Consider the following 7,227-nt stretch of genomic DNA (forward strand, 5'->3'; position numbering starts at 1 on the left):
ATTTATCTCTAAAACTTTCCTTTCCTGGATGATGTGCTCTTTTATTCCACTTCCATACAGTTTTTCTGCTTATTCCAAGAAATTCAGCAATTTCTTTTGTTTTCTTTCCTGCCTTCTTTGCCATAGCCATTATTCTCCTCATTTCTGGAGTAACATGTGACATTTCCCATTCCCTCCTATAAAGAATGGGAAATTGGTTTAAGAAATGTTACTGATCTGTGTTTACTTTACATTCCTAAAAAAATTATATATTCGGATTGCATTCATTTTCATGGATTTAATTGGCTTGGTAGCTGTCTACTTATATGTTTTTATTCTTATTATTTTATCAGAAAAAGTACTCTCTCGCTATCCTGTTTTAAGCAGAAAAATCCTGCATATAATGGTTGGAAACATATTATTCATACTTCCCTTCTTCGAGAATAGATATATAATGGCTTTTCTCGCCGCCGCCCCTTTTATACCCCTCACCTTCTTGATGAGTCCTTATTCACCATTAAAAATAAAGAGTAAGGCTTCTTCTGCGGGACATGGGCTGGGGCTGGTGTATTATTCAATTTCATGGACGCTCCTTGCTTATGTTTTTTTTAACGATAAATTTTTGATAGCAATAGGAATAGTTGCAATGTCTTATGGTGATGGCTTTGCCTCTCTTTTTGGAACAAAATTCGGGAGGAGAAAGTATAAAATATTTGGAGACGAAAAGAGTATAGAAGGCTCGTTGAGTATGTTTTTTGCAATTATTTTTTTTGGGGCAATTGCAATGCTTTACTATAATTTCTTTGAGGGTATTCAATCAATTCTTCTGCTAATTTTTATAAGTTTTTTTGCAACGGTTGTTGAAGGAATAACCCCAAAAGGGCTTGATAACTTAACTGTTTCATTAACCGCCTCAATTCTTTGCTATGGGATAAAATGCGCTTTATAGTTGTTGATGGGCTTGATGGGGCTGGCAAGGACACGCATGCAAATCTGATTAAAGAAAGATATGAAAATAGGAATGAGAAGGTTATAATTCGCTCCCATCCAGAAGATGATAATAAATACGGGCTAAAGGCAAAGAAAGCCCTCATTGAAGGGGGTAAAATAAATCATATTAAAGCATCATTTTATTATGCAATGGATGTTATTCGCTCGATAAGAAAATTTTATGGCAAGGCAGATACATTTATTGTTGTAAGATATCTGGTCGGAGTTGCATATTTGCCACTTCCTATTGCAAAGATACTATACAAATTTTTCTCAACTTTTCTTCCTACTTCACCATACATGTTTTTCCTTGATGTGGAGCCAGAGGAATCTCTCAGAAGAATTGAGAAAAGAGGAGAAAGAGAGATGTTTGAAAATCTCGAGGAATTGAGAAAAGTAAGGGAAAAAGCTCTTAAACTTGTAGAGGGATGGCATATAATATATACAAATCGTCCAATAGAAGATACGCACAGAGAAATAGATGAAATTCTTGATAAGTTAGATGAGGAGGCGAGAGGAACAGGGAGAGGCAAGGGGGGAGGAGAAAAATAAGCTATCCCGTTCCTCTCATTTTTTCTCACTATGTAATAAAAAAATTGTATATAAATTGTTCTATCACATCAAAATTGACATGGCAAAACAATTAAATTTTGCTGATAACATAGCAAATTTTAAAAGAATTTATGAATTAAAACATAAGGGGCAGAGCCTGCTCCTAACCAAACGCAAGGTTTTAATAATAGTTGTTGTTAATAGTTAGCCATCACTATGGAGGTGGTATCATTGTCGCTCGATCCATCAGCTGCAAAATATTTGATTAAAGGAAAAATAAGGGTTGAAGGAATAGTGGATAAATCGGATGTAATAGGTGCAATATTCGGTCAAACAGAAGGGTTAATAGGCGAAGAGCTTGATTTAAGAGATTTGCAGAAATCAGCAAGGATAGGAAGAATAGAAGTTGATATAAAGCATGTCCAGGGTAAAAGCGAAGGAGAATTTACACTCAATTCCGCTCTTGAAAAAGTTGAAACAGTTTTAATAGCATCTGCAATAGAAAGTGTTGATAGGATAGGACCTTGCAAGGCAGAATTGAAAATTGAAAGGGTAGAAGATATAAGAATTGCAAAAAGGAAGAGGGTTGTTGAGAGAGCAAAAGAAATATTGGCTGAAATAATGAAGCAGGCGCACGAAGAAATGCCCGACTTGGTTGAGGAAATAAGGCAATCTGTTCAGGTTGAGGAAATCACATATTATGGCAAGGAGCGCCTGCCTGCGGGGCCAAATATTGATAAAAGCGATGCGATAATAATTGTTGAAGGGCGAAATGATGTTGTAAATCTTTTGAGGCATGGAATAAAAAATGTGATTGCTGTTGAGGGAACAAATATACCCCAGACAATAATTGATTTATGTAACGAAAAAATTGCTACCGCATTTGTTGATGGGGACAGAGGAGGAGAGCTTATTTTAAGAGAATTGCTTCAGGTTGCAGACATAGATTTTGTTGCAAAAGCCCCTCCTACCAGAGAAGTTGAAGAATTGTCATATAAACTTGTTATGAAAGCATTGAAAAATAAAATACCTGCAGAGCAATACCTTGAAAACATGGGAATAAAAAAAGAAAAGAAGAGCGAGCTTGGAGAATATGAAAAAATATTTGAAGAAGTAAGAGGGCAGCACATTGCTATTTTTCTCGATGATGAGGGAAATGAAATCAAAAGAATAGAAACGGAGAAATTGATAGAGGAAATAGGTAAAACAAAGCCAAAAGTAATAGTTTTTGATGGAGTTATAACCCAGAGGTTGCTCGATCATGCTTTTGAAAATAAGGTAAAGAAGATAGTGGCAACTGCAATGGGAGAAGTTACTAAAATTCCAAAAAGTATAGAAATGATAACAGAGAAGCAATAAAATGTATTCACAAAAAGTAATGGACCATTTTTTAAATCCGAGAAATAAAGGTAAGTTAAAGGATGCAGATGCGGTTGGAAAAGTTGGAAATCCGGTATGCGGAGATGTAATGTATATTTACATAAAAGTGAATGATAACAGAATAGTTGATATTGGATGGGAAACAATGGGATGTGCGGCAGCAATTGCAACTTCATCAATGCTGAGTGAGCTTGCGAAAGGGAAAACACTCGATGAAGGGCTTAAAATAAGCAGGAAGGATATAGCAGATGCTCTTGAAGGGCTTCCCCCAATAAAAATGCATTGCAGCAATCTGGCGGCAGATGGTTTGCATAAGGCAATAGAGAATTACAGAAACAAGGAAAAAATAATGGAGGAATTTTCAAAAATTGTTGGTGAAAAGGATGCAAAAGCATTGTGGCATGCGGGAATAGCAAGTGTCGATGAGTTAAGAAAAACTTCAATAGAAGAAATTTCGAATATAATAAGTGCGGAAGGAGTTAACAGGATAAGAGAATATTTCAAAAAATGAAAGGAAAGGTAATAGTTTTAACTGGTGATGGCAAAGGAAAAACAACCTCCGCATTTGGCTGTGCCCTCAGGGCGGCGGGGCATGGCAAAAGGGTTGTTGTTATTCAATTCATGAAGGCTAGGGAGAGCGGGGAGGCGATGATTGAAGTCAAGAATATAGAAATAGCCAGATTTGGTAGGAAGTCCTTTGTTTTTGAGGCGGGCAGGGAAGATATTGAGATGGCTGAAAAAGCAATGGAATTTGCAAGGAAATCAATTAAAAAGAAACCATTTATGCTTATCCTTGATGAAATAAATGTCGCAGTTGATAAAAATCTTGTAAAAGTTGAGGATGTTATAAATCTTATAAGGGAGAGGGGGGAAACAAACATAATTCTGACAGGGAGAAATGCAAGAAAAGAAATAATAGAAATCGCAGATATAGTAACTGAAATGAGAAATATAAAACATTATTATGAAAAAACAGGAGAAACAATTGAAGGAATTGATTATTGACTCTCTTCAGCAATCAATGCATTTTCTTTGAATTTAAATATATGATATGTTTTTTCTCCTTTTAATCCATCTTCAATTTTTTTTCTAACATTCCAGTATTTTTCTGGTGCTATTTCCATTCTTAAAATTGCCTTCTTTGCATTCATGTTTTTCAAAATTTTGTTTATTTCGGAAAAATTGAATGAGCATATTTTCATCACTTTATATCTTCTTAAGAAAGAAGAATTGTAAATAGTGCTGGAGGTAGCGAGACTTCTCCTCTTTTCAATTTTAATTAAATTTCCATCAAAACCTATCTTTCCAAATAAATTGCTTACCAGACCCGCCTTTACAACAGTTACATCAATTTCATAGAGAAATTCTCCAATTTTATCAGAAAAAATTAACTCAATTTTTTCATCCATGTCAGTTATTCTTTCCTCAGATGGCAGGGATACTGCTGATGTGTCGCAAGAAGCAAGTTCATTGGTGTAAAGAGCAAGCCTGTTTAAATTGAAATTAAGGGAGGTATATTCCTTTTCTCCCTCCAGTAAAATTTCATTTCTTGAAATCTGAGGGGGCAATTCAAAAGCTATTTTATCCACCTTCTTTTTATAGATTTCATAAACTTTAAGTGGATTTGGCATCAGGCTTTGCAACCTTCTTTCCCCTTCTTTTTCTTTTCTTGAAGGATCAGAAAAAATTGCATTTGCATCCACTCTTTTTACAATATTTTTATCAAGGCAATCCCCTTCAATAATTTCATAATTTTTTATTCCATTTATTTCCATATTTAAAATTGCAATCTTTGCCCTTATAGCATCTTTCTCAACTCCTATTGCAATTGCATTTTTTGCAAAAAAAATTAGTTGAGCACCAACCCCACAACTTACATCTGCTATCACATTTCCTTTAATTCTTTTTGCTCTATATTCAGCAACAGCTGGTGGGGTAGCATATCTCAGCCCGTATTCATCAAAAAAGAGATTTTGAGATGGAAATTTTTTTGAAGATTTTATTCTGCATTTTCCCATTTCAAATATTTTTTCTCTTGGAAAATATACATCCTTCAGTTTCTCAATCACTAACTTTCTACTATAGCCACTTCTTATTAAAGAGATTGCTTTCTCAATCTCTTCCTCTATTTCCTCTATTTTCATGAGTTTCAAATTCTTTTAACAATTCATTTTTCTGAATAAATTCAAAAAATTTTGTTAGCCTATCAAGTGTTTTATTTGAGGTGACATGTTCTATTTTGCAAGCATCTTCATCAGCAAGGTTTTCATCCACACCTATTGAGATAAAAAAATTTCTCAAGATTTCATGCTTTTCTTCTAATTTTCTTCCAATTTTCTCTCCCTTTTCAGTTAAAACCACTCCCCTATACTTTGTATATCTTATATATCCTTCCTTTCCCATTTTCTGAAGCATTTCAGTTGCGGTTGATGGCCTTACATTCATATTTTTTGCAATATCATTTGTCCTTGCCGTACCCTTCTTTTTTACAAGCCCATATACTGTTTCAATATACTCTTCGTACCTTTTACTCATTTTAATCCATATTCCTTACTATTTCTTCCGCCATTTCAAGCGTGCTCGCATTTCCTCCCATATCATATGTTCTTGCCTTTCCTTCCTCAATTGTTTTTGCAATTGCGTTCTCGAGCTTATCCGCCAGCTTCCTCTCTCCAAGCCATTCAAACATCATCCTGACTGCAACAATCATGCCAACAGGATTAACTACATACTTGCCCGCATATTTTGGGGCGGAGCCGTGCGTTGGCTCAAAAATAGCATATTTCTCACCTATATTCCCACTTCCCGCAAAGCCAAGCCCCCCAACGAGCTGCGCCGCCTCATCTGAGATGATGTCGCCGAACATGTTTGATGTAACTATTACATCATAATCAGATGGATTTTTAAGCAACCACATTGTTAATGCGTCTATATTTACTTCCTTGTATTCTATATCTGGGTATTGCTGTGCAATCTTTCTTGCTTCTTCAATCATCATTCCAGAGGTTTCTCTGACAACATTTGGCTTTTCAGCAACAGTTACACTTTTCCTTCCATGTTCCTTTGCATATTCAAACGCTTTCTTAACAATCCTTCTGCATCCTTCCCTTGTAAAAATTCTAACAGAGATGGCTATATCCTCTGCTGGCACATCATGGAATTTCAGCATATTCTTATTTAATTCCAGAGCTTTTCTAACTTCATCTGGGAGGGGGTGAAATTCAACACCCGCATAGAGGCATTGAGTATTTTCCCTAAATATAACAATATCTATATCATCTCTATAGTTCAGAGGATTTCCCTTATATGCTTTGCAAGGTCTTACATTTGCATATAAATCAAACATCTGGCGTAGCTTTACAATAGGGCTTGAATACTCAACCTTTCCCTTTAAGTGCTCCGCAAGCTCCTCCTGCGCCTCTTTCTTTGATTTTGATGTTATTGCTCCAAAAAGAGCACAATCTGTTTCTTTTAGCATTTCTACTGTTCTCTCTGGCAAAGCATTTCCCTCTTTTTTCCAGAATTCCCATCCTATGTCTCCATAGATGTATTCCGCATCAAGTCCGCTTGCATTCAAAACTATCTGGGCTGCATCCATCACATCCTTTCCAACACCATCCCCTGGAAGCATTGCAATCTTATATTTCATTTTCTCACCTTCATATATTTAACAAGCCCCCCACTCTCTATTATGGAAAGCAGAAAAGGAGGCAAAGGCTTCACATCATAAACTTCCGATTTGCTCAAATTCCTTATTTTACCCCCAGAGGCATCTATTTCAATTTCATCCCCTTCCTCTATTTTATCTGTATCAAATTCAAGGGCAACAATTCCTTCATTTATCGCATTCCTGAAAAATATTCTTGCAAAAGATTTCGCCAGTATCGCTTCCACACCCGCATATTTCAGGCAGGTCACCGCCTGCTCGCGGGATGAGCCACATCCAAAATTTTTGCCCGCAACAATTATTTTCGCATTTTTTACTTTTTCATGAAAATCGCTGTCTAAATCCTCCATTGCATGCTTTGCCATTTCCTGTGCATCTGTTATTTCAAGATATCTTCCAGGATAAATCACATCTGTATTTATATTATCTCCGTACTTGATTACTCTTCCTTTTATTACCATTATATGGAAATGCATTCCTAATAAAAAATTTTGCTATTTCTTCTTTAACTTCTAAAAAATTTTCTATTTTTGAGAGGTTGTCGAACAAATCAATTACATTTAACATATTCATAAAGAAAATTAAAATTATAGGGATAAAAAATAGTCATATATGTCTGGAGGTTATGGCAAATTGCCATTCCAATTACATGTTTCCTT

General features: G+C 35.5%; 10 protein-coding genes. 5 read left to right on the forward strand and 5 right to left on the reverse strand.

Going from position 1 to position 7,227, the window contains the following annotated elements:
* The coding region (locus H5T45_06955; protein ID MBC7129445.1) for a helix-turn-helix domain-containing protein at positions 1–163 on the reverse strand (163 nt) is incomplete at its 3' end.
* Between the two features lie 108 nt (positions 164–271).
* Between H5T45_06955 and H5T45_06960 the strand changes: the two genes are divergently transcribed.
* From H5T45_06960 to H5T45_06980, 5 genes are all read left to right on the forward strand, one after another.
* Positions 272–928, forward strand: coding sequence for a phosphatidate cytidylyltransferase (locus H5T45_06960; GenBank protein MBC7129446.1), 657 nt, complete (start codon positions 272–274; stop codon positions 926–928).
* Entirely contained in the window at positions 916–1,521 is a 606-nt protein-coding gene (locus H5T45_06965) for a thymidylate kinase (protein MBC7129447.1), read from the forward strand. The genes H5T45_06960 and H5T45_06965 overlap by 13 nt, the downstream gene beginning before the upstream one ends.
* A gap of 216 nt (positions 1,522–1,737) precedes the next feature.
* Positions 1,738–2,880, forward strand: a complete 1,143-nt coding sequence (locus H5T45_06970; protein ID MBC7129448.1) for a DNA primase — start codon at positions 1,738–1,740, stop codon at positions 2,878–2,880.
* 1 nt (position 2,881) lies between these two features.
* On the forward strand, positions 2,882–3,412 hold the full coding sequence (gene nifU / locus H5T45_06975) for a Fe-S cluster assembly scaffold protein NifU (GenBank protein MBC7129449.1): 531 nt from the start codon (positions 2,882–2,884) through the stop codon (positions 3,410–3,412).
* On the forward strand, positions 3,409–3,906 hold the full coding sequence (locus H5T45_06980) for a cob(I)yrinic acid a,c-diamide adenosyltransferase (GenBank protein ID MBC7129450.1): 498 nt from the start codon (positions 3,409–3,411) through the stop codon (positions 3,904–3,906). The genes nifU and H5T45_06980 overlap by 4 nt, the downstream gene beginning before the upstream one ends.
* Here H5T45_06980 and H5T45_06985 read toward each other — a convergent pair.
* The 4 genes from H5T45_06985 to H5T45_07000 are packed head-to-tail and all read right to left on the reverse strand — an operon-like array spanning position 3,900 to position 7,029.
* A complete protein-coding gene (locus H5T45_06985; protein MBC7129451.1) occupies positions 3,900–5,045 on the reverse strand; it encodes a class I SAM-dependent methyltransferase in 1,146 nt (381 codons plus the stop codon). The genes H5T45_06980 and H5T45_06985 overlap by 7 nt on opposite strands.
* Positions 5,014–5,436 carry a metal-dependent transcriptional regulator gene (locus tag H5T45_06990; GenBank protein ID MBC7129452.1) on the reverse strand — a complete coding sequence of 141 codons (423 nt, stop codon included), beginning with the start codon at positions 5,434–5,436 and terminating at the stop codon, positions 5,014–5,016. Before H5T45_06990 ends, H5T45_06985 begins: the two co-directional genes overlap by 32 nt.
* A gap of 1 nt (position 5,437) precedes the next feature.
* On the reverse strand, positions 5,438–6,550 hold the full coding sequence (locus H5T45_06995; protein ID MBC7129453.1) for an isocitrate/isopropylmalate dehydrogenase family protein: 1,113 nt from the start codon (positions 6,548–6,550) through the stop codon (positions 5,438–5,440).
* Positions 6,547–7,029, reverse strand: coding sequence for a 3-isopropylmalate dehydratase small subunit (locus H5T45_07000; protein ID MBC7129454.1), 483 nt, complete (start codon positions 7,027–7,029; stop codon positions 6,547–6,549). Before H5T45_07000 ends, H5T45_06995 begins: the two co-directional genes overlap by 4 nt.
* Positions 7,030–7,227: the final 198 nt, after the last annotated feature.

Source organism: Thermoplasmatales archaeon (assembly GCA_014361245.1).
Lineage (GTDB): Archaea > Thermoplasmatota > E2 > UBA202 > JdFR-43 > JACIWB01.